Origin of the sequence: Anaerostipes sp. AF04-45, from assembly GCF_003461725.1 — a bacterium.
Classification (GTDB): domain Bacteria; phylum Bacillota; class Clostridia; order Lachnospirales; family Lachnospiraceae; genus Anaerostipes; species Anaerostipes caccae.
The window spans coordinates 338,310-364,748 of the sequence record NZ_QTXQ01000001.1 but is presented as its reverse complement, the minus strand read 5'-3'; the positions used below and the strand labels follow the sequence as shown (position 1 = coordinate 364,748).

Here is a 26,439-nt window from a genome sequence, read left to right as displayed (position 1 = left end):
ACTCCGCCTTCTGATCTTAATAGAAACATAGTGGAATTTAGAGTGTAGATGTGAACAGTTTTTATCCATCTATCATGAATCTTAATAGAAACATAGTGGAATTTAGAGATAAAGATGAAAAAGATGTAGATGCTGGAGACAAATCTTAATAGAAACATAGTGGAATTTAGAGGAAAATGTGAGGATTTAGCCCGACGTTTGGCCGATGAATCTTAATAGAAACATAGTGGAATTTAGAGGATAGTGTAGAAATACAAATGGCCGCCGATGTCGATCTTAATAGAAACATAGTGGAATTTAGAGGTTTCAGTACTAGAAGTACCGATTAATGGTTTTGATTTTAATAGAAACATATTGAGTCTTAGATTGTCGACGTTATGCCAGAATTCATTGCAGATTAAGGCCTTAATAAAACTGTATGGTTACTCTGTCAAGAGTTTTGTATAAACATAAAAATTTTATAAATTCTAATTAATTAAAGAAAAAACACAGCATTTGACAATCAATCTCATCAAAAGCTGTGTTGTTTTTTATGTTATCTACTCTTTCCCATCCCAACAATAAGTACAGAGTTTCTTAGGATCCAATCCCACAGACTCAATCATATCATCCAGCCTGTGATACCGGAGCGATGTGAAATTCAGCTGCTTACAGATTTCATCGATCATACCCTGATATTCCGGAGAGTCCGGATTTGAAAACTTCTCCAGATGTACATTCTTGTAATCTCCGCTGATCTGTTCAATGATCCGGCGTGTGATCAGATCCATTTCAGAAGTAGAGCGTGAGAAGTTTAAATATTTACATCCATATAAAATCGGCGGACAAGCCGGGCGGACGTGTACTTCTTTTGCACCGCTCTGATAAAGGAATTCGGTTGTTTCCCGCAGCTGGGTTCCTCTTACGATGGAGTCGTCGATCAACAATAGGCTTTTATCCTGGATCAGTTCATGAACCGGGATCAATTTCATTTTGGCGATCAGGTTTCTCTTACTTTGGATAGTCGGCATAAAAGAACGCGGCCAGGTTGGTGTATATTTAATAAACGGTCTGGAAAACGGTATCCCGGATTCGTTGGCATAGCCAATGGCGTGAGCGATCCCTGAGTCAGGTACACCTGCGACTCTATCGGGAGTAGCATCATCACGCTGAGCCAGCTTCTTTCCGCATTCATAGCGCATTTCCTCGACACTGATTCCTTCATAAGAGGACGAAGGATAACCATAATAAACCCAGAGGAAAGTACAGATCTTCATATCTTCGCCGGGTTTAGCCAGAGTCTGGATACCTTCAGGTGTAAGAATCACGATCTCTCCCGGACCAAGCTCCCGGTCGGCCACATATCCGAGATTCAAATAGGCAAAACTTTCAAAGGAAATACAGTAGCCATCGTCTTTTTTGCCTACAGCAACGGGAGTGCGGCCCATTTTGTCTCTGGCGGCATAGATGCCTTTTGGTGTCAGCAGTACGATCGTCATGGAACCGTCAATGACATCCTGTGCATGCTGAATTCCTTCCACGAGATGTTCTTTCTGGTTGATGATAGCGGCAACCAGCTCCGTTGCATTGATATCTCCGCCGCTCATTTCAAGGAAATGTGTGTGGCCTGAATCAAACATCTGCTTTATAATTTCATCCGTGTTATTGATCTTTCCTACGGTCATGATCGCGTATGTGCCGTGGTGGGAGCGAACGATCAGCGGCTGCGGTTCGTAGTCGGAAATACAGCCGATGCCCATATATCCATGCATCTTGTTCACGTCTTTGTCAAACTTTGTCCGAAACGGAGCATTTTCTATGTTATGAATGGCACGGTCAAAACCGTCGTCTTTACTGTAAACTGCCATACCGGCACGCCTTGTCCCAAGATGGGAATGATAGTCTGTCCCAAAATATAAATCAAAAACACAATCCTGTTTTGAAGTGACACCAAAAAATCCGCCCATAAATTCCTCCGATTTGTAAATAAGATTATACTGCTGTATTTATTATAACCAAACGGGAGGAACGGGACAAGGAAAGATTGGCATTCTTTCGAAAAGGGAATTGATTTAATTCAGTATATTCATTATAATACAAACATACCGTGAAACCGAGACATAAGAAAACTTTATATACAGGGGTGCTGGCAGACTGCCGGCTGAGAGTAAGACGAGAAGAGGTCTTTAACCCTTATACCTGATCTGGGTAATGCCAGCGTAGGAATAAAACAGTACAGCTGTACATGAGACTATTTCCCCGTTGGATTTGCCAGCGGGGTTTTTCTATGGAAACAGATTTATGAGGAGGAAGAAATATGAATGCAAGCGTAGCGATCCAGACACTGCCGGAGGCGGCCAATGATGAAGAATTGATCCGTATTGTGGACGAGGTAATTGATTATATTAAGAGCACGGGACTGAATTATTATGTGGGACCGTTTGAAACTGCGATCGAGGGTGATTACGATGAACTGATGGATATTGTGAAAGAGTGCCAGCATATTGCTGTCCGTGCCGGTGCACCGTCGGTTGCGGCTTACATTAAAGTGTCTTATAAGCCAGAAGGGGATGTGCTTACCATTGATAAAAAAGTTACAAAACACCACCAATAAACTGTGGCCGGCAGCGGCGATTCTTGTGATTCTGGCGATATGGCAGACTGCCAGCGGGACAGGGATGGTTTCAAAATTTCTGCTTCCGTCGCCGGTGGATGTGGTCAGGGCATTTGTAAATGATTTTCCACTGCTGATGGCGAATGCGAGAGTGACCATACTTGAATCATTTATCGGTCTGCTGATGGGTGTTGTTATTGGTTTTTTAATGGCAGTGCTCATGGATCATTTCGATAAACTGTATAAGGCATTTTATCCGCTGATCGTGCTGACGCAGACGGTGCCCACGGTGGCCATTGCGCCGCTTCTTGTATTGTGGTTTGGATATGAAATGCTTCCGAAAGTAATTTTAATCGTTATCGTGACGTTTTTTCCGATCACCGTGAGCCTGCTGGATGGTTTCCGCTCGGCGGACAAGGATACGATCAGCCTGATGCGTTCTATGGGTGCGTCAAAGCTGCAGATATTCCGGTATGTGAAATTTCCGGGATCTCTTAGTCAGTTTTTTGCCAGCCTGCGGATTTCAGCTTCCTATGCAGTTGTGGGAGCCGTCATTTCAGAATGGCTGGGTGGATTTGAAGGTCTGGGTGTCTATATGATCCGGGTTAAGAAAGGTTTTGCCTTTGACAAAATGTTTGCGGTGATCTTTATGATTTCTGCGATCAGTCTCCTGCTGATGTGGGCCGTGAATCTTCTGCAGAAAAAATGTATGCCGTGGGAGAACCGGGAATAGCCGAAAAAGTGAAAAGAGGATGATAATTATGAAAAAGAGAATGTTAGCTGTATTACTTTCTGTGTTATTGATCACAGTAATGACTGGCTGCGGATCAAAGAAAGAAGAAGCCGGGGACGGAAAGCTTAAAAAGATTACATTTGTTTTGGACTGGACACCGAATACCAATCACACGGGTATTTACGTGGCAAAGGAAAAAGGATATTTTAAAGAAGCCGGACTGGATGTGGAAATCGTACAGCCGCCGGAAGACGGAGCAGAAGTGCTTGTGGGCTCCGGGAAAGCACAGTTCGGTATTTCATTTCAGGATACGATGATGCCTGCTGTCGTTGGGGATGATGCTCTTCCGATTAAGGCAGTGGCAGCGGTTTTACAGCACAATACTTCTGGGATCGTATCCAGAAAGGGTGACGGAATCAAACGTCCGAAAGGGCTGGAAGGCAAAAAATACGCCACTTGGAATCAGGATATTGAAAAAGCGATCTTAAAACAGGTGGTAGAAAAAGATAAAGGGAATTTCAGCAAAGTAAACATGATTCCGAGCACTGTCACAGATGAGGTCTCTGCATTAAAGAGCAAAAAAGTGGATGCCATCTGGATTTACTATGGATGGGCAGGGATTGCCACGGAGGTGGCCGGACTTGATACAGACTACTTTGCATTCAAAGATATTGATCCGGTCTTTGACTATTATACGCCGGTGATCATCGGGAACAGTGAATGGATGAAAAAGAATCCGGAAACGGCAAAAGCATTTTTGTCAGCCGCAAAAAAGGGCTATGAGTATGCCATTGAACATCCCAAAGATGCAGGAGATATTCTCTGTGAAGCATCACCGGAACTGGATTCTAAAATGGTACAGGCCAGCCAGAAATATATGAAGGATCAGTATAAGGCTGAAGTGAAGCAATGGGGCTATATTAATCCTGAAAGGTGGAATGCATTTTATAACTGGATCAGTGAGAAAGGTCTTTCAAAAACAAAGATTCCGGAAAACACCGGATTTACCAACGACTATTTGGAGTAAAGAAAATGTCGGATTTGACTGTAACGGGTGTTACGCTTGCATATGAGAATACAAATATAATAGAAGACATTAATATAGAGCTGCATGACAATGAACTGGTCTGTCTGCTGGGTGCCAGCGGCGGAGGGAAGACGACTCTGTTTAATGTGATTTCCGGACTGAAAAAACCTGATCAGGGAAAAGTCATGCTGGACGGCAGGGATATTACGGGACAGCCGGGGAATATCAGTTATATGCTTCAGAAAGATCTGCTGCTCCCTTATCGGACAATCGAGGATAATGTAGCACTGCCGCTTTTGATTAAAGGTGAGAACAAAAAAGCTGCCCGTCAAAAAGCCGGGGAACTTTTTCAGGAGTTTGGCCTCGAAGGCACTCAGAAAAAGTATCCGAAACAGCTTTCGGGAGGTATGCGCCAGAGGGCTGCGCTTCTGAGGACCTATATGTTTTCTAAGAATGTGGCTTTGCTGGATGAACCTTTCAGTGCATTGGATACACTGACGAAAAGTGATATGCATCGGTGGTATTTGGATGTGATGGACAAGATCCATCTGTCTACACTGTTTATCACCCATGATATTGATGAAGCGATCCTGCTTTCAGACAGGATTTATCTGCTGACCGGAAGACCCGGAAGGATTACGGAAGAAATTGTGATCCGGGAGCCTAAGTCCCGGAGAAAAGATTTTAATCTGACGGAAGAATTTCTGGAGTATAAGAAAGATATATTGAAAAAGCTTTAGACAGATATGATTATATTAATACAGGCCTTTGGAAAAAATTATATATTGTTTTCCAAGGGTCATTTTTTATAATTTTAATTAGAGGGATAACATATATAAACGGGTGCACAGGGCTGCATCCGTATTTCATTTTTAAAGAGAAAACTTGCTGTCGGATTAAGGTTCCATTTTCAGTACAATATTTGCACAAAACAAGAAAAAAAGAGTGACAACAACTGCTATTTTCTGAAAAAACGAAAGAGAATATAATGAAAGCACAAATAAAATTGAAACAATCAGGAGGAGCAGACATGTACGAAAAAGAAATGATCATTAAGAACAAAACAGGACTTCATGCCAGACCAGCAACGGATTTATCTACGTTATGCCAAACTTATGAAAGTGATATAAAAATCAGGACAAATGATACGGAAATTGATTCCAAGAGTATTATCAGCATTTTGTCAGGAGGGATATGTAAAGGAACAAAAATTAAACTTGTAATAAACGGAACAGATGAAAAAGAAGCAGGAGAGAAAATCAGTGAATTTATTGAAAATTTAAAGGAGTAGATTGCTTTGGAATTAAAAAGCAGACCGGCATATATTTTAAAAATTATACTAGAACAAAAAAACGGTTATACGGTTGACCGAATTATTGAGAAATTAAACATTACAAAGAGAACATTTTACTATGATTTTGAACTGATCAATGACTGGCTTAAGAGCAGGGAATTAGGCAGGCTGGAGATACAGTCAAAAATTATCTGTGTCAAATCAAAGAAAATTGAAATACTGGAAGCTGAGATGAGGAAGAACGGAAGCTACTATTATTCTGTACAAGAGAGAAGAATACTGGAACTCTTAATGATACTGCTGTCTGCCGAGGTTGTAACAATAGAGAAGATGCAGAACCTTTTTGATGTCAGCAAAAATACAATCTTAAAAGATATTAAAGAGTGGAAAAAAATTTTGGGTAACCAGAATATTTCTATAGCCAGTTCGATCAAGTTCGGATATGTACTCCAGGGAGAAGAATTTGCAATCAGAAAAATTGTGGGAAAGGAAATTAAGAAATTACAAAATTTTCAGCCTAAGGATATATTGAAAAAATGGATGCAGCAATCTTTGGTTACGATAACCGGAGAGGACTACGATTACCTGGAGATTGCCAGATGTCTGATAAAGCAGTATGAACAAGACGAAAATATCAAACTGGTTTTGGAAAATGAAGAACTGGAATGCAGCATGATCCTGATTTCCTGGATCAGAAGCATGGATGGCTACACGATGAATCTTCATACAGAAGAAAAAGTAACTTTAGTTGAAACAAAGCCGTATCAATCACTGAAACAGAGTTTTGAAAAATTAAAAGTTTATAACTTAGAAATTCCTGAATCGGAAATATATTATATTGCAACTCTCTTGTTAGGGATAAAGGTTGCACAGTTTGTTTCCCAGGATCAGGAAGATCTGTACATATCTAATTTTACAAAAGCGCTGGTTGTAAATTTTGAACGGATTGCCTGTATTTCTTTTGATAATAAAGACCGCTTAATGACAAGGTTAAAAGGGCATATCAGACCATTGTATTATAGATTGAAATATGGAGTGCAATCGACAAATCCCCTGGTTCAGGATGTCATGAGAATGTATCCCGAAATATATGATTTCACTGGGAGAGCCGTGAGGGAGATGAAAGATGATCTTGCCAAAATGTTAACATCAGATGAGATTGCATACTTAACAATCTATTTTATAAGCGATGAGAAGTATCAGACAATTCAAAAGAAAAGCAATGTCTCTAAGGTCTTAGTACTCTGCGCAGATGGAATGGCAACTTCAACTTTAGTAAAAGAACAGCTGAAAACACTGTTTGGCAGCACCGCCGACATTAAATTGGGCATTATTTCTGAGGCTAAAAAATATAATTTGGACGATTTTGCGCTGATCATTTCCACGGGATATTCAGAGCTGCTGGCACACCGGAAAAATATTGTGTTTACCAATGTTATTTTGGAGGATTCTGATAAGAAAAAAATCATCCAGGTCATGAATCAGTGCGGGGTCATCGGTGAGTATAACAAAACAATTCAAAGGATCATATCGGCGGCCGTTCAGAGTACAAATGGCATTGTTGATGAAAATGAACTATATTTTGATGTGCTGCGGATATTATTTGAATCTGATAACAGAAAGATAGACAAAAAATTAAATTCTATTGCAAATTATATTCAAAATCAAAGATACAGCGTACTGCCTGCACGCAGCACCAAAGAAGAGCTGCTCATGCAGGGATGCCAGAAAGCGGTTGGCGAAAAAGCGTGGAAGCGTCTGTATAACAGATTATGCAATATGATGAACCATAACAAAATCAAATTTTATGAAATTTCTCAGGATGTCGTAATACTCCATTGTCCTATGCGCGGAGATTTAAATGTAGAAATAAATTATGAAATTGTTGTTTCAGAAGAAAGAATCAAAATATCTGAAGAGATAAAAGGAAAGATATTCATCTTCTTTGTGACCGTAGATCAGAATACACATTTTCCTGTGCTGGAAGGTATTTATCGTTACTGTGAGAGTGAAAAGGGGAAAAGTTTTATAGTTGACATGAAAGGAGTTAAGAAATGAAAAAACGGAAAGGAACCGGAGGTGCTGAAGGTAAAGCTGCTGGCACCATTCTGGTTTTAAACAATTTGGCTTTTGAAGCGAGAGCTGAAAAGTCTGAAGATGCAGAATACGAAATCAGCCGTTTTGAAACGGTAAGAAAAGAATACAAGGAGGAGCTGAAGCAACTGTATAGAGAGGCAGAGATTTCAGCAGGAGAAGAGCCTGCAAACATTTTTCTGGCTTATATTGAAATGGTAAATGACGATGCTTTTTTTGGGAAAATTATCAGGAGGATACAAAATGAAAAATTGAACCTGGTTTATGTTTTAGAAGAGGAGAAAAAAGCGGCGGCTGTAATATTTCAAAGTATGGATGATCCATATATGCGGGAGAGGGGGACCGACATTGAAAATGTGTGTGATGCTTTGATCAGGAAGATGGAAGGATTAAATTCCCCAATGGATGAAGTTTCAAAAACAAAAGAGGACATTGTGATTGTCGCGGCGGATCTGACGCCGGAAGACATCATGCGGATGGACACAACACATGTAAAAGGGTTTGTAACTGAAAGAGGAGGGAACACATCTCATACGGTGATTCTTGCAAAAGCATTAGGGATACCGGCTGTTGTGGGTGTGAAAAATATATTGGAGGAAGCCGGTTCTAAAACTAATATTTATATGGATGGCGGGGAAGGTACAATAATTTTAGAACCGGACCAGGAGGTATCAGACATCCTTTGAAAGGAGGTTTCTATGGAAAAAAGGTGTATATACTGTGGGCAGCCAATCACTAAAAAGCCGGCAGCTGTTTGGCTGAAAAGGGAAAAAGAAGAAGTCCAGTGCTGTAGTATGGACTGTTATAACAAAACGTCCAGATTTATTAAATGGGATCAAGCGTCAAGGCTCAAAGCATATGTCATTATTGGAATATGTGCTGCTGTTAATTTAATAAGCATTGGTTTCTCAATGGAAGGCTGGTGGACACATATACCGTTAGTTGTCATAGGGATGTGTTTATGTAAGTGGCCTCTGGTATTTATGCATTTTCATAACTATGAAAAATTCGGAATCCCCAAAACACTCAGGTATGTCCGTTTTGCCGCAGGGGCGCTTATTGTGTTCGGAGCAGCCATTACGGTATGGGATATATTTTTCTTATAAAACAGGTATAAAAAATGTAAAACCGGCGAAATAAAAAGTGAAAGAAACTGCTCTTTTTGATAAAAAACATTGGTGTTATAGTGTATTTAGAAATTAAGTTATCGATAACCAAATATTCTATAAAAGTCTAAAAAAGAAAGAGGTGACCATTTTTGAAACTGCTAGATGAAGAACTTGTAGTTATGGATGCAGAAGTTAAAACGGCAGAAGACTGCATTCGGCTCGGCGGAACGATTTTTTATGAAAAAGGGTATGTAAAAGAAGGATATACACAAGCTGTGATAGACCGGGAGAAAGTATATCCCACCGGTTTGCCCGGAAAAGGAGTTGCGATTGCGATTCCCCATACAAATAATACATATGTAAATAAACCGGCGGTAGGTGTCATCATACCCAGAGAACCTGTAAGATTTTGTGCAATGGGAACAAAAGATGTGTGGCTGGATTGTGAAGTGATCATTCCTCTGGTGATCAAAGACTCAGATATGCAGATCAGTATGCTGAAGCAGATGATGAAGATCATTCAAGACGGAGAGCTGTTGAAGAAAATCAGGGATTCTAAAGACAGATCAGAAATCCTGGATTGTTTAAAAATTTTAGAAGATTAGAAAGGAAGAGAAATTATGAGAGCAATAAAAGTATTATCAGTGTGCGGTTCGGGAACGGTGAGCTCAGCAATGCTTTCTTCAAAATTAGCAGATATATTTGAGGAAAAAGGATATGAGATGGAAGCTACGGAAGTGAGTCCCGGAGGTGTTCCGGGTGCCATGCAGGGAGGCGGTTATGACTTGATCGTTTACACAAGCCCTGTGGAAGGAAACTACGGGGTTCCCATTTTGAATGCCACAGGTTTCCTTGTGGGCATTAATGAAGAGGAATTTATTGAAGAATTAATGCAGGAGGTAGAGAATCTGGAACTGTAGCTTTGAAAAGCGGGAAAACATTCATACGAGGAGGTTGAAATATGTGGGATACACTGAAACTGTTTTTTGATACATTCGGAAACTATATAACAGTGCCGATTATCATCTTTATTATTTGTTTAATATTCAAAGCGCCGGTAAAAAAGGCTTTTATGTCTGCTGTGCTGATCGGTGTCGGTTTGAAAGGTATGGCGTTTATAACCAGTGCGTTTGGCAGCGTATTATCAGCATTAGTGACAAAATTGATTGAACAGACGGGAATCAATCTGCCGGCGCTGGATGTAGGGTGGCAGGCCGTTGCTTCGGTGGCTTATTCGACAGACATCGGAATGATGTTTATCGGAGTCGGGCTGATCTTCCAGATTGTAATCTTCCTTGTAAAAATTACAGATATTTTTCAGCCGTCGGATCTTTGGAATAATTACTCAATCATCGTATGGGGATCGCTGTTATACCAGATCAAAGGAAATCTTGTGATGTCATTTGTTCTTATGCTTTTTGTCAATTTGGTTGTCTTGCTGCTTGCGGAGATTGTTCAAAAGAGATGGTCAACATACTACCACTATCCAGGCTGTGCAATGATAGCACCTCATCACATGGGGGATGTACCGCTGTATTTAGTCTTAGACTTTATACTCGGGAAATTAGGAGCAGATAAGATTAATTTAAGACCAGACGCGATCAAGAAGAAAATCGGATTCCTGGGTGAACCAATGTATGTAGGCTTGATCGTGGGCCTGATCCTCGGAATTGTCGGAAATATCTCCACTTTAAATGAGATGACTTCATGGGGACAGGTTGCAGATGTTGCAGTCACCTGTTCAGCGGTAATGGCAATCTTCCCTAAAATTGCGGGATTGTTTGCCTCAGGATTTACGGTCATTACGGATTACTCAAGAAAGACATTAAAGAAATCAAAGTATGGAAAGGACCGGGAGTTTATCATCGCAGTAAATGATGCATTGGGATATGGAGAAGCGGCTACATTGACAACAGGCCTGTTAGTTATCCCGGTCGCCCTTCTGTTAGCCTTCATTTTGCCTGGAAATGTCGTTCTTCCGGTGATGGTTTTACCTTCTCTTCCATATATGGTAGAAGTACCGGTATCTCTGTCAAACGGCAATATCTTTAAATCCTGGATTGCAGCCTGCATTGTGTTCTGCGCAAAGCTGTTAATGGCATCCTCCTGGGCAGCTGTATTTACTGAGATCGCAGTAAATGCCGGATATGAAGTGACTGCAGGAACCGTTTTAATTATCGGATTTATCTTGTCAAACTGTACGGCAGGACTTATTACATACGCATTCCTAACCATGAACCCAATCATTATTGGACTGGTCATAGCTGTCTATCTTTTGTGCTTCGTATTATTTAAGAAGAATAAACAAAAAGTATGGGATTATTTAGAACACAATGCGATGGGAGGAGCACAGGCAGCCGCAGGAACATCGGGCGGAGAAACTGCATAAGACCCAGTGTGAAAGATAGTTTGAAACGAAAGGGGAAATTATGAAGATTGCAGTAGTAGGGGACATCATCGTGAGCAGCGGATTGCTGGCAGAAGCCGCAAAAAGCCTGAATATTGATGATGAACCGGAAATTAAAGAGATTATATGGAATGCAGATGACCGAAAGGATTTTCATAAAAAGGCTTTAAACATAGAAACAAGGGGACCGGAGGCAGAAGAGATCCCGGAAGAACTTTATACTGAGATAAAAGATACAGATATTCTGCTGGTACATTTTTGTCCCGTTCCGAGAAAATTAATTGAGAGGGCTCAAAACCTAAAATTGATCGGAACATGCCGCGGGGGTCTGGAGCATGTAGATGTGGAAGCCGCGACTGAAAAAAATATTCCAGTGATGCATGTGATCAGAAATGCGGAAGCTACATCAGATTTTGCGGTCGGTTTAATGTTTGCAGAGACAAGAAACATTGCAAGAGCCCATGCGGCAATGAAACAGGGCATCTGGAGAAAAGAGTATGTTAATTCAGCATATACCACTGCAATGAGAGAGATGACAGTAGGGATCATAGGTCTGGGACATATCGGACGTTTAGTGGCGGAAAAAGCTGCCGGGATCGGCATGAAAATCATTGCTTATGATCCTTTTGTGACGCAGGATGTCATGAATGCCAAAGGCATTGCTGTAACAATGAAAGAGAGAGAAGAAGTGTTCAGAGAAGCAGATATTATATCGCTTCATTTAAGAGTAACACCAGAGACTGAAAACAGTATTAATGAAGAAGTTATCAGTCTTATGAAACCGACGGCGTATCTGATCAACACATCCAGAGCAAAGGTCCTGGATAAAGAAGCATTTATAGAAGCATTAGAGAATAAAAGGATTGGCGGAGCAGCATTAGATGTGTATTGGAATGAACCGCTGGATAAGGATGATCCGTTACTGAAACTGGATAATATTACTTTAACGCCGCATAACGCCGGAAACGTTGTCGATGCTCTTCCAAAATCTCCAAAACTTCTGACAGACACGATTAATCGTTTCTGGGAAACAAAAACCGGTGATATGATCGTCAATTTAAACCAGATCACATTTTAAAAAGGGGAACAATATGCTATTAAAAAAAGAAAGAGAATTGGTAGTCGAGTACGGCAAAAAAATGAGTGCAGCCGGTCTCAGCAAAGGGACAAGCGGAAATATCAGTATCTATAATGCAGAAGAAAAGCTGATGGCAATCAGTCCGTCCGGCGTAGGCTATTTTGAAACTGTCCCGGAGGATGTCGTTGTGATGGATTTAGAAGGAAATGTGGTTGAAGGTGATAAAAAGCCTTCCAGTGAATGGGGCCTGCACACAGTCTTTTATGTAAATAAACCGGATGCAGGGGCAGTCGTACATACACATTCTGCTTATTGTACAACGTTTGCATGTCTTAATATGCCGATTAAGGCACTGCATTATGTCATCGGAGGTGCAGGAACAGCAGAGGTACCGTGCGCACCATACTGTACATTCGGAACTCCAGAGCTTGCGGAGGCAGCAATCAAAGCCTGCGGAAAGGGAAAAGCTGTTTTACTTGCAAATCACGGGCTTTTGACCTGCGGACCGGGGATTGAAAAAGCGTTTGGGCTGGCAGTGAATATGGAATTTTGTGCGGAAATGCAGTATCGGGCGATGTCAGTCGGCGAACCGGTCGTTTTAAGCGACGAAGAAATGGACGTGGTTATGGAGAAATTTAAATCATATGGACAGCCTAAGAAAGACAAAGAAGATCAAACATCTAATTGTTACTGATGTTCCAATCCCGGTTTTCCTTTTGGAACCGGGATTTCCAAGTTAATTTAAAGAGGAGCAGAGCCCAGGAATGAAAATGAGAAGAGCAGTTTTGTATGAACAGGAAGATCTTCGGATTGAAGAATGTGAAGTCCCTGAAATCGGGGAAGGAGATGTTTTAGTAAAAAACAAGATCTCTGCTACGTGTGGGACGGATGTAAAAATATATAAGAGAGGATATCCTTTATTGAAACCACCGCATCCATTCGGGCATGAATACTCAGGAGTGATTGCCGCAGTGGGGAAAAAGGTCAAGAATTTCAAAGAAGGAGACCGGGTTGCTGTTCACAATACAGCCCCATGTAATCATTGCTATTTCTGTAAAAAGGGATTTCCGTCTATGTGCGAAGACATGTTATTTAACAGAGGGACATATGCAGAATATGTAAAAGTACCGGAGAGAATCGTAAAACAGAATATGTTTTTGCTGGATGAATCAATTTCTCATAAGAATGCTTGTCTGATGGAACCATTTTCCTGTGCTGTATACGGTATTGAGGAATGTCCCATTCACTTAGGCGATGTGGTAGCGGTAAACGGTGCAGGTCCGATCGGCCTGATGTTTGCGAGGCTTGCAGTGTTAAAAGGTGCCCATGTTATTGTTACGGATAAGGCACAAAATCGATTGGAGCTTGCAAAGAAGCTTGGGGTTCATGAGATATTAAATATTACAAACATTGAGGACAGCGCATTTGCAGTAAAAGCGATGACAGAAGGAGGCAGGGGTGCAGATATTGTAATTGAGGCCACCGGTCTGATCAATGTATGGGAAAGCAGTGTTAAGATGGCCAGAAAAGCCGGTTTTGTTCTTTTGTTCGGCGGAACAAAGGAAAAAAGTATCCTTTCTCTTGATGCAGCTCTTCTGCACTATTCACAAATAACGGTCAAAGGAGTATTTCACACAACGCCGAGACATGTTCAGACTGCGTTGGAATTGTTAAAAATGGGAGTGATCCAAAGTGATGATTTTATTCAAAAGGAATATCCGCTTGAGGAGCTGGAAGAGGCGATACTTGAACATGCGGCCCAAAAAGTAATTAAAAATTGTATTGTTTACTAGAGAGTAAAGGATGGTGATCACGTGTATTCTATTAAATTGGGGTGCGAAAAAGTATTCTGGGGGAAGAATGCGGTACAGCAGCTTAAGACATTGGAAGGACCCAGGAAAAGAGCATTTATTGTCATGAGCGGAAATGTTCTTATCGATGTCGGCTCCTATAAAAAAGTTACGGATGTTTTAGAAGAAGCCGGTTTTGAATACGAGGCCTACACAGAAGTTGAACCGGAGCCAAGTTTTCAAACAATTTTAAAGGGTGCAGAAAGAATGAAAACTTTTAAACCGGACTGGATTATTGGATTTGGCGGCGGGTCAGCAATGGACGCAGCAAAAGCTATGTGGGTGTTTTATGAGAATCCTGCGTATCGGACACTGGAAGAGACAATGCCTCCGAATATCATAGAGAATTTAAGAGTGAAAGCAAAAGTCTGCTGTATTGCTACGTCTGCCGGAACAGGAAGCGAGGCAACCCGCGCAGCTTTAATTAAGGATATGAAACAAAAGAAAAAATATTCTGTCAGAGACATGAATGGAAGGCTGGTTCCGGATGCCGCTGTTTTAGATCCTGAATTTACGGCAACAATGCCCAAGAGTTTAACGGCAGCTTCCGGAATGGATGCCCTGACACATGCAATAGAATCTTATGTAACGCCGACTGCAAATCCATTTTCAAAGGCGATGTCCCTGGCCGCTTTTCTTTATGGATATAAAAGCCTGGAAAAAGTGTACGAAAATCCGGAAGATGAAAATGCGGGAGCAGAGATGCTGGCCGCATCCTGTATGGGAGGAATCGCATTTTCTAATTCCGGATTAGGAATTGTTCATGGGATTGCTCATTCTTTCGGGGCGGAATATGGAGTGCCTCATGGGCTTGCCAATGCGATTGTGCTTCCATATGGATTGGAATATAACAGTCGGAATGATGAAGTTAAAAAAATGTATGATGAACTTGCAGGATTTATTGGGAAAAAATCATTGGCGGATGCAGTTGCTGAGCTGAGTGAGAAAATTAATATTCCAAAGTCAATGAAAGAGAAGGTACAGGAAGACACTTTTATTAAAAATTTGGATAAATTAACAGAGAAAGCAATGAGTGACGTGGCAACGCCATTTAATCCGATTCAGCCGACGGCAAAAGAGATGAAAGAATTAATTCTTAAGGTATACTATGGAAAAGATACTGTGAACAGCTTGTAAAGGCTTAATTTTATATTTTGTCAAAGCTAACCTTTGATAGTAATCGATTTCAGAGGTTAGCTTTTTGAAAAAAAGCTTTAAAAAGAATATTAAAATTACTTAGAAAGAAATATACATAATATTTTTTTATGAGCGAGAGAGAAAAATCCCCGTTCCGTCAAACCGCATGGAAACGGGGATTTTGTACAGACAGGATTAAGACTCATATTTCATACTGTCTGGTTGGGGATTCCTGCTGATTTGGACAGCAATGTCTGCTGTACTCTTAAGTTCCCTGTGAAGATACAGTGCCATGAAAATTGTGACAAAAGCAGAGATCACATCAGCAATGGGCTGGGCATAAAGGATTCCGTTGATGCCCCAAACCGCAGGCAGTAATAAGATGACAGGGACAAAACAAATTCCTTGCCTGCATGCACCAAGGATAAAACCTTCCTTTGCTTTTCCGAGGGCAAGAAAAAGGGATGAGTATACAGTATAGAAACCAAAGAGCAGGAAAGAAAATCCGTTTGCCCGCAGTGCCGTTTGCCCGGCCTGGATCATCTCTATATCGCCTGCTGTAAATCCTGATATAATGGATGAAGAAAATAAAGCGGCAGCTGCTCCGAAGATAAAACAGAAGATTGTGGACCATAAGATAGATGTCTTGATCGCTTCATGTAAGCGGTCATATTTTTTTGCACCATAGCTGAATCCTGCAATCGGCTGAAAGCCTTTGATAAATCCGAAGACCATGAGACTTCCCATAGAAATAACTCTTGTGACCACGCCCATAGCAGCAATAACAGAGTCTCCATATACTTTTGTCTGTTTGTTGATTAATGCAATGGAAAGGCTGGTCAGCAGCTGAAAGACCAGTGTGGGTATCCCTATTTTCATAATTTCTGACATAATCTTTTTAGAGAAACAGCAGTCTTTTATTTTGAAATTAAATACACTTTTCTTTCTGAATACATAACATAAATACACAGCAGTAGAAATCATCTGTGAGATGGCCGTAGCGATCGCAGCACCGGCGACACCCAGATTTAGAACATAGATAAAAATTGGATCTAACACTATATTCAGTACAGCACCTGTCAGCAAGGCACACATCGTTGTCTTAGCGGCTCCTTCACTTGTGACAATATTATTCATTGTTACATTAAAGATGTTGAAGATTGATGAAATGATATAAATGCTTGTGTAGGTTGCTGCATAGGGAAGAATGCTTTCTGTTGCACCTAACATCTTAAGGATTGGAGTCAGAAAAATAATGGAAAAAATTATGATTATAGCTCCCACAAATATACTGCTGTAAAGGGCAGTGCTGGCGACTTTATTTGCTGTTTCTTTTTCCCCTCTTCCCAGAAGCCTTGAAATATAGGATGCTGCCCCATTTCCGAATAACAGACCTAAACCTACCACAATCTGTCCCAGAGGAAATGCCACAGAAATCGCACCCATTTGGCTGGTCCCCAGCCCTCCCACAAAGTATGCGTCTACCAGGTTGTATAAGGCATTGATCATCATTCCGATCATAGTCGGCAGCCCCATGGCTAAAAGCGCTTTTGGTATCGGAGCACTTCCTAACAGTTCTATCTTTTTGTTTTGTTCACTCATAATGAACTCTCCTTTCGGTTGACATAAAATATAAAATATATTACTATAAATTATAGTGATTTTATCGGCGAAGCACATACTACTATAAATTATAGTGGTTGTCAAGCGAAAAGGGGGAAATCATGGCAACTATTGATCTTATCGTGCTGGGAATTTTGAAAAAGGAGTCTTTGAGTGCATACGATATTCAAAAGATCGTAGAGTACCGCAATATATCCAAATGGGTAAAAATCAGTACGCCTTCCATTTACAAAAAGGTTATTCAGCTGGAAAAGAAGGGCTATATGAAAGGGGATGTTGTAAAAGAAGGAAATATGGCGGAGAAAACGGTTTATTCTTTGACAGAGGCAGGAGAGAAGCAATTTGAAAAGCTTATGCTGGAGATTGCCTCAAAGCCGGTCCGGATATTTCTGGACTTTAATGCCGTCATTGTAAATCTGGACAGTCTGCCGAAGGAAAAACAGAAGTCCTGTTTGACAGAGATCGAAAACAACATGGAGACTTTAAAAGGATATATCGAAGAAAATATAAGCCTGAAAGAACATCTGCCGGAGATTCCGAAAACAGGAATGGCTGTCTTAGAGCAGCAGCTTATCTTGGCACAGGCACTGGAAACGTGGATTGAGGAATTAAAAGAAACTATGTAACTGCAGGATAAAATTTTTAGGAGGATAATTATGTTTGAATCAAGATGCGGTGTCTGCTGCAATTCATGTGAGCGAAAAGAGGAGGTCCACTGTACGGGATGCACAGAAATGAAACAGCCGTTTTGGGGCGGTGAGTGCGGAGTGAAGTCCTGCTGTGAGGCAAAAGGATTGGACCACTGTGGAGTCTGTCCGGATTTTCCGTGTGAGATGCTGTCTACCATGGGAGTAGAAGAAGGATTTGACCCGGAACCGAAGATTGCACAATGCAGGATTTGGGCGGGAGAGAGTACTGTTAAATAAACAACAGAATATGAGAATGACCTTAAGCCAGAAGATTTTTTCATCTTCTGGCTTAAAAATTGTTTACAAATCGAAAAAAGAGTTGTATAATACATTCAAAAGTACAAACGTCCGTACATTATAACGTTAGGATAAAATGATGGGAGGTGAAGTAATAGAATTTTAAAACAAAAGGCAGCAGTTAATATTTGAGGAGGTTAAGATGTATACAAATTTAAAAAAGGTTTTGAAAAAAGCAGATGAACTGAACATGGCAGTGGGGGCGTTTAATACCCACAGTCTGGAAATGCTTCCAGCGATTATCCTGGCAGCAAAAGAACAGGGAACACCGGTGATCATTCAGACGAGTGTCGGAACTGCTAAATATGTGGGACATAAAAATCTGGTATCTGTGTGTAGGACCATGTCAGAGGAAGCAGGAATCGATGTGGTGCTTCATCTGGACCATGCAAAAGAGTATGATGAGATCAAAGAGGCGATCGATGCCGGTTACAGTTCTGTCATGTTTGACGGATCATCCCTGCCGCTGAAAGAAAATATTTTAAAGACACAGCAGATCATTGAATATGCCAGAAAGTTTGATGTCTCTGTGGAAGCAGAATTGGGGATCGTCGGGGGAACAGAGGACGGAGTAGCCGTATCAGAGGCAGAAGTACGCTATACAGACCCAAAAGAGGCAGTGGACTTTGTGAAGAAGACAGGGATTGACGCGCTGGCAGTGGCGATCGGCACCAATCACGGACAGTATAAGTCCAAGACAAACATTAATTTTGAAAGACTGAAAGAGATTAAAGAGGCGGTAGACCTTCCTCTGGTTATTCACGGCGGGACCGGAGTAAAGGATGAAGATGTGAGACAAGTGATCGATCTTGGAATTCGGAAGTTTAATGTGGGTACAGAACTTCTGGTCACCTGGACGAAAAAGTCCAAAGAGCTTTTTGGACAGACATCAGAGAGCAGTTCTCTTAGAAATAATGTAATGCCGTGTATAGAAGCAGTCAACCAGGTAGTACAGAGGAAAATAGAACTTTTTAAAAATCTCAATTAAGGCGGGTGATGCAGATGAGAGCAGGATATTATACAGGGGACCGGACCTATGAAGTGAGAGAAATACCTGACCGGGAACCGGAAGATGATGAAGTAAAAATCGAAGTGGCATGGTGCGGACTGTGCGGCACAGACATTCACAAGTTTGAGGGGAAAAACGGTGCCAGTCCGGTGATTCCGCCGATCATCCTCGGACATGAGTGTTCCGGGATCGTGACGGCTGTGGGTCCGAAGGTTAAGTATTTTAAGCCCGGAGACCGGGTCGCGGCAGATCCCAGTTACGGATGCGGGAAATGTAGCTACTGCCAGCAGGGGCTTCCGAATTTCTGTCTTGAAAGGCACGGTGTGGCAAAAGGATTTTCTGACTATGTTTACCCTCCGGAGCAGAACGTCTATAAAGTGTCGGAGAAACTGGATCTTAAAAATGCGGCATTCGCAGAGCCTTTGTCCTGTGTGATCCACGGACTGGATCTGATTCAGATCCGAAGCGGCTCGGCAGTGGTAATTTACGGTCTGGGTTCTATCGGAAGCCTGATGCTTCAGATGGTGAAACTCTCAGGGGCCTCTGTCATTATCGTGGTTGAGAGGGAGAAAGAGAAACAGAAGCTGGCTCTTGAGCTGGGAGCCGATTATGCAGTGGACGACAAAGAGATAGAAAAGCTGGCTGAGACATTTAATATTGACTATGTTATCGAATGTATCGGATTAAAAGCGACCATGGAGCAGTCTCTAAAGATTGCGGGAAAAAACGCCAGGGTACTGCTGTTTGGGCTCGGAGATCCGGATGAGCCGATTTCCATGAACCAATTTGAGGCGTATACAAAGGAACTCAGCATCTATACTTCTTATTTAAATCCAAATACAACGAAACGGGCGGTGGCGCTTTTAGAGAGCAGAAAGCTTGATACCGATGCGATCATCAGTGCCAGTCTTGACCTGGAAGAGATGGGCGAGGAGCTTAAGACACAGAAGTATGCAAAGAAAGGAAAAGTGATGGTCCGTTTAACCGGAAAACACTAATCGAAAAGAGGAGGATTTAAGATGGTAATTTCAGCGATTTTAGTAGCTTTGTTGGCAACGATGGGCCAGTGGTGGTTTTTCGGTCCGGTGACAAAATGTCTGGTGTATCCGCTGACCACAGGTCTGCTGACCGGTATTTTTATGGGAGACCCGATGACAGGTATGCTGGCGGGAGCCAACATTCAGTTAATCTATCTTGGATGGATTTCCGCAGGGGGAACCATGCCGAGCAATACGATCGTAGCGGGGATCTTCGGCACGGCGATGACGATTCTTTCAGGCGCAAGCCCGACCATGGCGGTGACATTTGCCATTCCGTTCAGTATGTTCGGACTCTTACTGAACCAGGTTTATATGACCGTAAACTCTTTCTGGATCCACAGGGCTGATGGAATGCTTGAGAAGGGAAATATCAGAGGGGTGAGGCTCATGAACTTTGTCCCGTCTTTCCTGGTGGCCTTTGCTCTGTATGGGATTCCCGCCTTTGCCCTCGTGATGTCCGGGAAGTCCTGGGGCACGGCCCTGATCAATGCGATTCCGAAGAGTCTTGTATCTGCGCTCCAGGTCGTCGGAGGGATCATGCCCGCCCTTGGAATCGCCATGCTTTTAAACTATCTTGGAAAGAAAAAGCTGATTCCGTATTTCTTCGCCGGATTTTTCCTGACGATCTACTTAAAACTGGATATTATGGCCGTTGCGATTTTCGCGGCAATCATTGCAATTATCATGTTTATGGCTGATAATAAAAAGGAAGAAAAAACGAAGAAAGTGAAGCGCCTGACTCTGAAGAAAAATGAAGAGCGCACAGACTATACAGACGAAACGCAGGCAAGAGATTATGAGAAAAAACTGTCAAAAAGAGATCTTGTAAAGACATGGCTTGCCACTACCAGCACAGAGGCATGCTACAACTATGAACGGCTGCAGGCACTAGGAATCGCCAACCTGATGATTGGGCCGATCAGACGTCTCTACGAATCCAATGAAGAACGGGTCAGAGAGCTTAAAAAGTATATGGTATTTTATAACTCAGAAGTCTTTACCATCGGGCCGATCATTAACGGGATCACGGTTTCTATGGAAGAGGCCAGAGCCAACGGAGAAAGCGTATCTGCAGAGGACATCAATTCTGTCCGCACCGGACTGATGGGGCCGGTAGCCGGTATCGGAGACACCGTTATGCAGGGAATCCTGTTTCCGATTTTAGCAGGTATCGGCTGTACCATGGCTCTGGACCGGAATTTCGTCGGACCGGTATTCTTTACGGTATTGTTTGAGATCCTGATTTTTACATGCGGATATTTCATGTTCATGAACGGCTATAAATACGGAAAATCTACTCTGCTGAAAATTCTTAAAAACGGCGTGATCGATAAGGTGACCAATGCGTTCAGCATTGTGGGCCTTATGGTTGTGGGATGCATGGCTTCCACAAGGATTACGGTGAATACACCGTTTAAAATTGCCGTGGGCAGTGGTGTCGTGAAGTTTCAGGAGATCTTAAATTCCCTTCTTCCGGGACTGATTCCTTTGGCTATTACCCTGATCGTATGGAAGCTTGTTTCAAAGAAGATCAATGTCACATGGATCGTTATCGGCATCTTCATTGTAGGAATTGCGGCATCCTATCTGGGAGTGCTGGGATTTGTAGGATAGAGGGGTGCTGTTATGATACATATTATATTAGTAAGCCACGGGCGTTTCTGTGAAGGTCTCTTAGAAAGCCTCCAAATGGTGGCAGGAGAACAGGAGGGGATATCAGCTGTCCCTCTCATGCCCGGAGAGTCGCCGGAAGCATACAGAAACAGACTGGAAAGTGAGATAAAAGAGTACGAATCAGAGGAAGGCACTTTGGTTCTTACGGATGTGACAGGGGGAACCCCTTTTAACAGTACAGGATACCTGGCGAAAGACCATAAGATCGGTCTGGTTTCAGGTATGAGTATGCCGATGCTGATCACTCTGATTTTTGCAAGGACGGAAAAGAGCACACTGGATGAGCTGATACAGGAAGCGGTCTCTCCGGGAGCATTGGCAGTAAAGGGAATGAATTTAAGCGAAGGAGGCAGGAAGCATGGAAAACTTAGTCTTAACAAGAATTGACGACCGGCTGATCCACGGGCAGGTGATGACGGCATGGATCAAGCAGAAAAATGCAGTGCAGGTTGTCGTGGCTGATGATGAAGTGGCAGAAGATGAATTTATGATCAATGTGCTGGAAATGGCAGTGCCCGATGAGATTGCCATCGGAATCTTTAACAGGGATGACGCGGTGGAATTTATGAAACAGGGGCTGGAGGCTCCGACCATCCTTCTTGTGAAAGGACCGGAGATTTTAAATTACATGGTGGATCACGGAATTGAAATCGATGAGATTGACGTGGGAGGAATGGGTGCAAAAGAGGGGAGAAGTGTTTTGTATAAAAACATTTCCACCAACCCGGAAGAAAATAAAAACTTCCTTGATTTAATCCAAAAGGGAGTCAATGTTTTTGTCCAGGTGATGCCTCAGGATAAACAGGTCAATGTTGCGGAGTATATCAAAAAGTAAAGGAGGCTTTTAAAATGAATGTGGAGAGATTAGATGACAAGGTAACCGTCATCACCGGAGGCGGAAGCGGTATGGGAGCCGCTATGGCAAAAGAGTTTGCAAAGAGAGGAGCCAAAGTTGTGATCTTTGACTTGAATGAAGAAAAATCCATGCAGGTTGTGGATGAAATAAAGGCCGGTGGCGGTGAGGCCTGCTTTTTTAAGACGGATGTAACGAAGAAAGAGCAAATTGATGAAAACACATGTAAAGCAGCCGAAAGATATGGTAGAATCAATTCATGGATTAACTCTGCCGGATTTTCCAAAATGGCGCCGTTTCTGGAAAGCAGCGAGGAACTTTGGGATACGACAATCAATGTGAATCTGAAAGCTACCTTTTTATGCTGTCAGGCGGCAGTGAGGCAGATGCTTGACGGAGGCGGAACGATCATCAATATGTCTTCACTTTCAGGGAAAAAGCCAAGTTCCTGGCAGACCATTTACTGCGCAAGCAAATACGGAGTTCAGGGATTATCCCAGTCTATCGCAAAAGAGTTTGCGGACAAGGGCATACGGGTAAATACCATCTGTCCGGGAATCGTCCCGACAGAGATGTGGCAGAAGTTAAAATATGAATATGCAAAGAAAAGAAATTTAGATCCGGAAGAAGTGCTCCCGTATTTTGAGAAGAATATTCCGATGCATAAGCTGGTAGATCTGAAAAATGTAACGGATGCGGCGATCTTCTTATCTACGGACAGTTCAAGTTATCTGACCGGACAGTCCATCAATCTTGTGGGCGGGGAGCTGATGGAATAATTTTAGGAATATAGTTACAGAGAGGTGTAAGCGATGAAACACGAATTGGATTTCAGCGGAAGGGAACAGCTTTATTACCAGATATATGATTATATGTACCAGGACATTGTCACCGGAAAGTATCAGATCGGGGATCTGATCCCTGCGGAGAGTGAAATGATGGCATATTACAAGGTCAGCAGGGCTACGGTCAGAAAGGCGATGGATATGCTGGCAGATGAAGGGCTGATCGAAAAAAAACGCGGCCATGGGACTTATGTAAAGAACTTGAAGGCAAAAAGCGATAACCAGAAGATCGTCAATTTTTTACGGGAACACAGCGACGGCAAGAGAGTGGCGAGCAAAAAGGTTCTGGACAAGACGGTCATCAGTGCGGATCAGGAAGTTTTGGAAAATCTTCAGCTTGAAGAAGGGGCAAAAGTGATCAGGATTGAGAGGGTCCGGTATGCAGATGAAAAGCCCATGTATATTGAGACCAACTATCTGGATTATCAGTGGGTTCCGGAGGCCCTGGAGAAAGACTTTTCCAAGGAATCGCTGAGAGTGTATTATGTGAACCATTGCCATATCAAGCTGGCAAAAGCGGAAGAAAAGATTTATTCTATTCTGGCAGATGAGCGGAGGGCCAGGCTGCTTCAGGTGGAAGAGGGAGCCCCGCTGATCTATGTGAAACGTGTTTCCTATGATGAAAATAAAATTCCAAGAGAGTATGTAGAAGCTTATTACCGGGCAGATACTTATTATCTGACAGTTGAATTAGCATTATAATAGGAGACTGCCGCTTTGCCGCGGCAGTCTGTTTCTTTGGGAGAGATGTATGAAAAAAGCAATGATACTCCTTGCCGGTTATCCGGCGACAGGGAAGACATTTCTGTGCAGCCGTATTTTGAAGCGGCACAGTGAATTTATTGTAGTTTCTCAGGATGAAATGAAAGAGAAGCTGTGGGACCGTTTTGGATTTGAAAATATCGAAGAAAAGACTCGTCTGGAAGATCAAAGCTGGGAGTTGTACTATGAAACGCTGGAGGAACTCATGAGCGGGGAGCACTCGGTAATTTCGGATTATCCGTTCAGCGAGAAACAGAAGGGAAGGCTTGAAAGTCTGTCTTTGACTTATGGATATCAAGTGCTCACGATTCGCCTTACCGGAGACATTGATGTTCTGTATGAGCGTTCAAAAAGCAGAGACCTGGAACCGTCCAGACACCTGGCACATCTGGTGACACGATATCATGAAGGGGACGTACTGGAAGACCGGACGAAGGCGGATGCTCTGGTGACTTATGAAATATTTAAAGACAGGTGTTTAAATAAAGGTTATGATAGGTTTCAGCTGGGGAGCCTGATTGAACTGGACGTGACGGATTATGAGAAGGTTGATTATGAGGCGGTGTTGGATCGGGTGGATGAGATAATTGATAGAGACTGAATTGTGAAAAAATTTGTTTTTAATGATTATCGGAAGTATAAAATGTGATGAATTAAATACTGCAGTTTTTTCTCCTAATAACTTCAGAATTCGTTTCTGAGGCTATTAAAACATTTAGAGGATTGTACCAGTATTTTTTATAAATTTTTAAAATATATGGGAAAAAGGCAGTTGTTATAGTATGATATTTAATAAAGGTCGACCTATGATAGCGTAAAAAGTATGGGGGATCGACCGTTTTAAAAAATACGAGTTTATACGGGATGTAGAGATATATGAACTTTTTGGTAAGAATTGTTGTTTTAAAAGAATGACTATTTTATGCGGAAGAAATGGGTATTAGAAATAGCTATAGGCGATTGAAATCCCGGTGTCCCCGATCGTTCAAGTATCAGGCTTAGTGTATTAGAGATAACTATAAGTGATTGAAATCCTGCATCCAAGTCATCCCACCGCTTTGGGTATACGTATTAGAAATAACTATAAGTGATTGAAGCTGCTGAAATACAAGAGATGTAAGTTAGATAATTTCGTATGAGGCAAAGAGAAAATGTTGAAGTATAAAAAGAAAGTTTATATATCTACAGTATAAGGAGTACTATGATAACAAAAGAATTAGACTGTTTTAACATTGCACAGATCTGCGATTCCGGTCAGTGTTTCCGCATGAGGCAGAAGCGTGACAATCTATATTCAGTAATTGCAGGAAATGAATATTTAGAAGTGACCCAGAATGGAGGCCAATGCACATTTCACTGTGATGAAAATAAGTATGAGACATTTTGGAAGAAGTATTTTGATCTGAATGCAGATTACAAAAAATACATAGAATCCATAGACGAAGAAGACAGTTACCTTAAAAAAGCCTCGGAATTTGGTTTTGGCATCCGTATTTTGAGGCAGGATTTGTGGGAAATGATCGTCTCATTTCTAATTTCACAGCAAAATAATATTGTCCGTATCCGCCGGTGCATTGACAATATTTGTGAGCGTTATGGTGAGAAAAGATCTGACGGGTGCGGGAATTTTTACTATACATTTCCCAAAGCAGAAATATTGGCGGAGCTTCATGAGGATGCTTTAAAGGACTGCAACCTGGGGTACCGGAGCAAGTATGTAGTGCGGACGGCAAAGAGTCTGACCGGAGGAGAGGTATCTTTGGAGGCAATAAAACAGATGCCTTATAAAGAGGCAAAGGCCGAATTAATGAAACTGTATGGTATCGGGGAGAAAGTGGCAGATTGTATCTGCCTGTTTGCGCTGCATCATTTTGAGGCATTTCCGGTGGACACCCATATCAGACAGGCTCTGGAAGGCCATTATCCTGACGGGTTTCCGGCAGAGAGATACAGAGGGTGTGAGGGTGTGATGCAGCAGTATATTTTCTATTATGAGCTGTTGGGAAAGAAATTAGGATGATTTCAGTTTTGCTTTGGAAGCAGACTGCTCAGGGAATTAATAAGTTATTGAGTTCAGATTAAAGTTTTAAGATAACCTTAGAAAGAAATTTACATCAGAAGTCTCTTTATGTTTTTTAACGTAGAGAGACTTCTTTTTGTTAATAAAAAGAAAAACTATTATAATTATGCACAATAAATAATTGATAATAATATATAAATTATACAAAATGTCAAGAAACCATTGACTGATATACCGATATACCGGTATACTAATCGTATCAAAAGTATAGGTTCATTTTAGGTTTTTAGAGAGAAGGAGGTAGC

General features: G+C 41.9%; 28 protein-coding genes and 1 riboswitch. Of the genes, 26 read left to right on the top strand and 2 right to left on the bottom strand.

The features are described 5' to 3' along the window. Positions 1–539 precede the first annotated feature (539 nt). Positions 540–1,946 carry an amidophosphoribosyltransferase gene (locus DWV34_RS01835; protein WP_006567711.1) on the bottom strand — a complete coding sequence of 469 codons (1,407 nt, stop codon included), beginning with the start codon at positions 1,944–1,946 and terminating at the stop codon, positions 540–542. A 162-nt stretch (positions 1,947–2,108) separates the two neighbouring features. Further along, positions 2,109–2,222: riboswitch (TPP riboswitch) on the top strand. 74 nt (positions 2,223–2,296) lie between these two features. On the opposite strand from DWV34_RS01835, the gene DWV34_RS01830 reads away from it, so the two are divergent. From DWV34_RS01830 to DWV34_RS01760, 15 genes are all read left to right on the top strand, one after another. Further along, a complete protein-coding gene (locus DWV34_RS01830; RefSeq protein ID WP_006567710.1) occupies positions 2,297–2,593 on the top strand; it encodes a thiamine-binding protein in 297 nt (98 codons plus the stop codon). Next, a complete protein-coding gene (locus DWV34_RS01825) occupies positions 2,562–3,326 on the top strand; it encodes an ABC transporter permease (RefSeq protein ID WP_009291123.1) in 765 nt (254 codons plus the stop codon). The genes DWV34_RS01830 and DWV34_RS01825 overlap by 32 nt, the downstream gene beginning before the upstream one ends. A gap of 28 nt (positions 3,327–3,354) precedes the next feature. Continuing rightward, entirely contained in the window at positions 3,355–4,353 is a 999-nt protein-coding gene (locus tag DWV34_RS01820; protein WP_009291124.1) for an ABC transporter substrate-binding protein, read from the top strand. Between the two features lie 5 nt (positions 4,354–4,358). After that, the gene (locus DWV34_RS01815; protein WP_009291125.1) at positions 4,359–5,093 is read left to right on the top strand and encodes an ABC transporter ATP-binding protein; all 735 of its coding nucleotides are present in this window, start codon (positions 4,359–4,361) and stop codon (positions 5,091–5,093) included. A 290-nt stretch (positions 5,094–5,383) separates the two neighbouring features. After that, positions 5,384–5,644: an HPr family phosphocarrier protein gene (locus DWV34_RS01810; RefSeq protein WP_009291126.1), complete on the top strand. Its 261-nt coding sequence runs from the start codon at positions 5,384–5,386 to the stop codon at positions 5,642–5,644. Positions 5,645–5,650: 6 nt separating this feature from the next. After that, positions 5,651–7,705, top strand: a complete 2,055-nt coding sequence (locus DWV34_RS01805; protein ID WP_006567705.1) for a BglG family transcription antiterminator — start codon at positions 5,651–5,653, stop codon at positions 7,703–7,705. After that, a complete protein-coding gene (locus DWV34_RS01800) occupies positions 7,702–8,427 on the top strand; it encodes a phosphoenolpyruvate-utilizing N-terminal domain-containing protein (protein ID WP_022261250.1) in 726 nt (241 codons plus the stop codon). Before DWV34_RS01805 ends, DWV34_RS01800 begins: the two co-directional genes overlap by 4 nt. Positions 8,428–8,439: 12 nt before the next feature. Next, positions 8,440–8,847: a hypothetical protein gene (locus DWV34_RS01795; protein ID WP_006567703.1), complete on the top strand. Its 408-nt coding sequence runs from the start codon at positions 8,440–8,442 to the stop codon at positions 8,845–8,847. Positions 8,848–8,999: 152 nt separating this feature from the next. After that, complete coding sequence (locus DWV34_RS01790; RefSeq protein WP_006567702.1) at positions 9,000–9,455, top strand: PTS sugar transporter subunit IIA; 456 nt, start codon at positions 9,000–9,002, stop codon at positions 9,453–9,455. Between the two features lie 15 nt (positions 9,456–9,470). After that, positions 9,471–9,770, top strand: coding sequence for a PTS sugar transporter subunit IIB (locus DWV34_RS01785; RefSeq protein WP_009291130.1), 300 nt, complete (start codon positions 9,471–9,473; stop codon positions 9,768–9,770). A 41-nt stretch (positions 9,771–9,811) separates the two neighbouring features. Beyond that, on the top strand, positions 9,812–11,239 hold the full coding sequence (locus DWV34_RS01780; RefSeq protein ID WP_009291131.1) for a PTS transporter subunit IIC: 1,428 nt from the start codon (positions 9,812–9,814) through the stop codon (positions 11,237–11,239). Between the two features lie 40 nt (positions 11,240–11,279). Beyond that, entirely contained in the window at positions 11,280–12,335 is a 1,056-nt protein-coding gene (locus DWV34_RS01775; RefSeq protein WP_118475108.1) for a 2-hydroxyacid dehydrogenase, read from the top strand. 13 nt (positions 12,336–12,348) lie between these two features. Next, entirely contained in the window at positions 12,349–13,029 is a 681-nt protein-coding gene (locus tag DWV34_RS01770; RefSeq protein ID WP_006567698.1) for an L-fuculose-phosphate aldolase, read from the top strand. Between the two features lie 70 nt (positions 13,030–13,099). Beyond that, positions 13,100–14,128 (top strand): zinc-dependent alcohol dehydrogenase, encoded by a 1,029-nt coding sequence (locus tag DWV34_RS01765; protein WP_009291133.1) that lies wholly within the window; start codon positions 13,100–13,102, stop codon positions 14,126–14,128. A gap of 21 nt (positions 14,129–14,149) precedes the next feature. Continuing rightward, a complete protein-coding gene (locus DWV34_RS01760; RefSeq protein ID WP_006567696.1) occupies positions 14,150–15,322 on the top strand; it encodes an iron-containing alcohol dehydrogenase in 1,173 nt (390 codons plus the stop codon). A gap of 195 nt (positions 15,323–15,517) precedes the next feature. Here DWV34_RS01760 and DWV34_RS01755 read toward each other — a convergent pair whose 3' ends face one another. Beyond that, entirely contained in the window at positions 15,518–16,924 is a 1,407-nt protein-coding gene (locus DWV34_RS01755) for an MATE family efflux transporter (RefSeq protein WP_022261251.1), read from the bottom strand. Between the two features lie 122 nt (positions 16,925–17,046). Between DWV34_RS01755 and DWV34_RS01750 the strand changes: the two genes are divergently transcribed. The 11 genes from DWV34_RS01750 to DWV34_RS01700 all read left to right on the top strand — a co-directional run bounded on the left by DWV34_RS01750 (position 17,047) and on the right by DWV34_RS01700 (position 26,134). Next, a complete protein-coding gene (locus tag DWV34_RS01750; protein WP_006567694.1) occupies positions 17,047–17,571 on the top strand; it encodes a PadR family transcriptional regulator in 525 nt (174 codons plus the stop codon). A 30-nt stretch (positions 17,572–17,601) separates the two neighbouring features. Continuing rightward, positions 17,602–17,871, top strand: a complete 270-nt coding sequence (locus DWV34_RS01745) for a DUF3795 domain-containing protein (RefSeq protein ID WP_009291135.1) — start codon at positions 17,602–17,604, stop codon at positions 17,869–17,871. Positions 17,872–18,073: 202 nt separating this feature from the next. Next, positions 18,074–18,919: a class II fructose-bisphosphate aldolase gene (locus tag DWV34_RS01740; RefSeq protein WP_006567692.1), complete on the top strand. Its 846-nt coding sequence runs from the start codon at positions 18,074–18,076 to the stop codon at positions 18,917–18,919. A 14-nt stretch (positions 18,920–18,933) separates the two neighbouring features. Beyond that, complete coding sequence (locus tag DWV34_RS01735; RefSeq protein WP_009291136.1) at positions 18,934–19,938, top strand: zinc-dependent alcohol dehydrogenase family protein; 1,005 nt, start codon at positions 18,934–18,936, stop codon at positions 19,936–19,938. 21 nt (positions 19,939–19,959) lie between these two features. Beyond that, positions 19,960–21,594 (top strand): PTS system mannose/fructose/sorbose family transporter subunit IID, encoded by a 1,635-nt coding sequence (locus DWV34_RS01730; protein WP_006567690.1) that lies wholly within the window; start codon positions 19,960–19,962, stop codon positions 21,592–21,594. 12 nt (positions 21,595–21,606) lie between these two features. Continuing rightward, entirely contained in the window at positions 21,607–22,041 is a 435-nt protein-coding gene (locus DWV34_RS01725) for a PTS sugar transporter subunit IIA (protein ID WP_009291137.1), read from the top strand. Next, on the top strand, positions 22,013–22,489 hold the full coding sequence (locus tag DWV34_RS01720) for a PTS sugar transporter subunit IIB (protein ID WP_006567688.1): 477 nt from the start codon (positions 22,013–22,015) through the stop codon (positions 22,487–22,489). Before DWV34_RS01725 ends, DWV34_RS01720 begins: the two co-directional genes overlap by 29 nt. A 14-nt stretch (positions 22,490–22,503) precedes the next feature. Beyond that, on the top strand, positions 22,504–23,286 hold the full coding sequence (locus tag DWV34_RS01715; protein ID WP_006567687.1) for an SDR family NAD(P)-dependent oxidoreductase: 783 nt from the start codon (positions 22,504–22,506) through the stop codon (positions 23,284–23,286). Between the two features lie 33 nt (positions 23,287–23,319). After that, the gene (locus tag DWV34_RS01710; protein ID WP_006567686.1) at positions 23,320–24,054 is read left to right on the top strand and encodes a GntR family transcriptional regulator; all 735 of its coding nucleotides are present in this window, start codon (positions 23,320–23,322) and stop codon (positions 24,052–24,054) included. A gap of 49 nt (positions 24,055–24,103) precedes the next feature. Then, a complete protein-coding gene (locus DWV34_RS01705; protein ID WP_006567685.1) occupies positions 24,104–24,715 on the top strand; it encodes an AAA family ATPase in 612 nt (203 codons plus the stop codon). A gap of 600 nt (positions 24,716–25,315) precedes the next feature. Continuing rightward, on the top strand, positions 25,316–26,134 hold the full coding sequence (locus tag DWV34_RS01700; RefSeq protein ID WP_006567684.1) for a DNA-3-methyladenine glycosylase family protein: 819 nt from the start codon (positions 25,316–25,318) through the stop codon (positions 26,132–26,134). The last annotated feature ends 305 nt before the right edge of the window (positions 26,135–26,439 follow it).

Bases quoted from the DNA above. Each gene is read 5' to 3' on its own strand.
- DWV34_RS01835 (WP_006567711.1), bottom strand. From the start codon at position 1,946: ATGGGCGGATTTTTTGGTGTCACTTCAAAACAGGATTGTGTTTTTGAT.
- DWV34_RS01830 (WP_006567710.1), top strand. From the start codon at position 2,297: ATGAATGCAAGCGTAGCGATCCAGACACTGCCGGAGGCGGCCAATGAT.
- DWV34_RS01820 (WP_009291124.1), top strand. From the start codon at position 3,355: ATGAAAAAGAGAATGTTAGCTGTATTACTTTCTGTGTTATTGATCACA.
- DWV34_RS01815 (WP_009291125.1), top strand. From the start codon at position 4,359: ATGTCGGATTTGACTGTAACGGGTGTTACGCTTGCATATGAGAATACA.
- DWV34_RS01810 (WP_009291126.1), top strand. From the start codon at position 5,384: ATGTACGAAAAAGAAATGATCATTAAGAACAAAACAGGACTTCATGCC.
- DWV34_RS01800 (WP_022261250.1), top strand. From the start codon at position 7,702: ATGAAAAAACGGAAAGGAACCGGAGGTGCTGAAGGTAAAGCTGCTGGC.
- DWV34_RS01795 (WP_006567703.1), top strand. From the start codon at position 8,440: ATGGAAAAAAGGTGTATATACTGTGGGCAGCCAATCACTAAAAAGCCG.
- DWV34_RS01785 (WP_009291130.1), top strand. From the start codon at position 9,471: ATGAGAGCAATAAAAGTATTATCAGTGTGCGGTTCGGGAACGGTGAGC.
- DWV34_RS01780 (WP_009291131.1), top strand. From the start codon at position 9,812: ATGTGGGATACACTGAAACTGTTTTTTGATACATTCGGAAACTATATA.
- DWV34_RS01775 (WP_118475108.1), top strand. From the start codon at position 11,280: ATGAAGATTGCAGTAGTAGGGGACATCATCGTGAGCAGCGGATTGCTG.
- DWV34_RS01770 (WP_006567698.1), top strand. From the start codon at position 12,349: ATGCTATTAAAAAAAGAAAGAGAATTGGTAGTCGAGTACGGCAAAAAA.
- DWV34_RS01765 (WP_009291133.1), top strand. From the start codon at position 13,100: ATGAAAATGAGAAGAGCAGTTTTGTATGAACAGGAAGATCTTCGGATT.
- DWV34_RS01755 (WP_022261251.1), bottom strand. From the start codon at position 16,924: ATGAGTGAACAAAACAAAAAGATAGAACTGTTAGGAAGTGCTCCGATA.
- DWV34_RS01750 (WP_006567694.1), top strand. From the start codon at position 17,047: ATGGCAACTATTGATCTTATCGTGCTGGGAATTTTGAAAAAGGAGTCT.
- DWV34_RS01745 (WP_009291135.1), top strand. From the start codon at position 17,602: ATGTTTGAATCAAGATGCGGTGTCTGCTGCAATTCATGTGAGCGAAAA.
- DWV34_RS01740 (WP_006567692.1), top strand. From the start codon at position 18,074: ATGTATACAAATTTAAAAAAGGTTTTGAAAAAAGCAGATGAACTGAAC.
- DWV34_RS01735 (WP_009291136.1), top strand. From the start codon at position 18,934: ATGAGAGCAGGATATTATACAGGGGACCGGACCTATGAAGTGAGAGAA.
- DWV34_RS01730 (WP_006567690.1), top strand. From the start codon at position 19,960: ATGGTAATTTCAGCGATTTTAGTAGCTTTGTTGGCAACGATGGGCCAG.
- DWV34_RS01725 (WP_009291137.1), top strand. From the start codon at position 21,607: ATGATACATATTATATTAGTAAGCCACGGGCGTTTCTGTGAAGGTCTC.
- DWV34_RS01720 (WP_006567688.1), top strand. From the start codon at position 22,013: ATGGAAAACTTAGTCTTAACAAGAATTGACGACCGGCTGATCCACGGG.
- DWV34_RS01715 (WP_006567687.1), top strand. From the start codon at position 22,504: ATGAATGTGGAGAGATTAGATGACAAGGTAACCGTCATCACCGGAGGC.
- DWV34_RS01710 (WP_006567686.1), top strand. From the start codon at position 23,320: ATGAAACACGAATTGGATTTCAGCGGAAGGGAACAGCTTTATTACCAG.
- DWV34_RS01705 (WP_006567685.1), top strand. From the start codon at position 24,104: ATGAAAAAAGCAATGATACTCCTTGCCGGTTATCCGGCGACAGGGAAG.
- DWV34_RS01700 (WP_006567684.1), top strand. From the start codon at position 25,316: ATGATAACAAAAGAATTAGACTGTTTTAACATTGCACAGATCTGCGAT.